The organism is Micrococcus sp. TCR-5 (assembly GCF_052220525.1).
Lineage (GTDB): Bacteria > Actinomycetota > Actinomycetes > Actinomycetales > Micrococcaceae > Micrococcus > Micrococcus luteus.
In genome coordinates this window covers 1-227 of record NZ_JBQPDO010000056.1, presented here as the reverse complement: position 1 = coordinate 227, position 227 = coordinate 1, and the positions used below count along the sequence as shown (strand labels likewise).

The 227-nt window shown below is 69.2% G+C and carries 1 protein-coding gene; it reads left to right on the top strand.

Going from position 1 to position 227, the window contains the following annotated elements; genetic code table 11:
• Positions 1-80 precede the first annotated feature (80 nt).
• Positions 81-227, top strand: a 147-nt coding sequence (locus ACTSKS_RS11085) for a helix-turn-helix domain-containing protein (RefSeq protein ID WP_155395534.1), incomplete at its 3' end; no start/stop codon positions are given.

Genomic DNA, 227 nt, shown 5'->3' with positions numbered 1-227 from the left:
CCGGGCTGAGATGAGACGAGCGGGCCTCTCCCGCAGGATGGAAGTTCCTACACCACCGACCTGCCCGAAAAGACCCACTCATGACTCACGCTAACGCACCCCTGACCCCCACCGGCCGACTCAGGATGGTCCACCGCCACCTGCACGACGGGATCCCACAGGCGCACGTGGCCGCCGAGTTCCGGGTGAGCCGGCCCACGGTGGCCACCTGGGTCGCCCGCTACCGC